The sequence below is a fragment of the Methylibium sp. T29 genome (assembly GCF_000576205.1).
Classification (GTDB): Bacteria; Pseudomonadota; Gammaproteobacteria; order Burkholderiales; family Burkholderiaceae_C; genus Methylibium; species Methylibium petroleiphilum.
Genome location: NZ_AZND01000562.1, coordinates 1 through 851 on the forward strand (window position 1 = coordinate 1; position 851 = coordinate 851).

The following is an 851-nucleotide window of genomic DNA, read 5'->3' on the forward strand; positions in this document are numbered from 1 at the left end:
ATCCATGGGCCACAACCCAACCGGCCGGAAGTGGGCGCCGCTGGTCGGTCTGTGTGGGCAGCCCGCTTGGCTGTGGTTCGCCTACTCAGCGCAGGCATGGGGCCTGTTCGTTCTATCGCTGGCCTACACGGGCGTCTACGTGCGCGGCATCTATGTTCAATGGAGGTGATCTATGGAATGGGTACTCGTTCTCTTGGTCTGGACTGCTGGTGATCCGACCCCTGACGGAATGATCTTGGGAGGCATTCCAAGTGAAAGCCTGTGCTGGAACCGAGCCAAGCAAGACACCCCCAGGGTGAAGCACATCACAGCAGGGAAGAAGTTCCAGTGGGCCTGTATCCAGCAAGAGGCCACACCGAAGCACAAGGTCGAGCCGAGCGTCTGATGATGGACAACGACTACGAGAGGGTGAGGGCGGCGGCCCTGAACCAGATCCTCGCGGAGTGGCACAGGTTCCAAGAGCCTACAGCCAAGGCAAGGGGTTCCTGGAACCGCCGCAGGCATGGAGCAATACCGCGCCTCTCGTCAGTACGATGACGAAAACGGAGCCCTGGACGCCCAGCTCCACAGCCAGACCATGCGAACGGTCGGCTTCGAGGTGTGGCAGATGGTCAGCCCCTGGAGGGACGCCATCCTCATCAACGCCCGGAATCTGGCTTTGGGCATGACGGTGTTCCGCAGCCCGAGACTTCCAGACTGCGAGATGCGCCGGGCTGAGATTCTGGTCGAGGCTCGGGATAAGCTGGCGCTCAGACTGGAGAAAGCGGGGCTGCTGTGATGCCGCACATTGACGAAGATGCCCAAGCTGCCATCGCCGCTCTCGGTGGCCTTGACGCGGTTCGCTGGATTGA

1 protein-coding gene is annotated in these 851 nt (G+C 61.3%); it reads left to right on the forward strand.

Annotation, left to right across the window (positions count from 1 at the left end; genetic code table 11):
- Nucleotides 1–502: 502 nt before the first annotated feature.
- Nucleotides 503–778 carry a hypothetical protein gene (locus x551_RS22830; RefSeq protein ID WP_036252083.1) on the forward strand — a complete coding sequence of 92 codons (276 nt, stop codon included), beginning with the start codon at nt 503–505 and terminating at the stop codon, nt 776–778.
- The last annotated feature ends 73 nt before the right edge of the window (nt 779–851 follow it).

What these genes read in the sequence shown, in the direction of transcription:
- x551_RS22830 (WP_036252083.1), top strand. Translation starts at nt 503, where the DNA reads ATGGAGCAATACCGCGCCTCTCGTCAGTACGATGACGAAAACGGAGCC.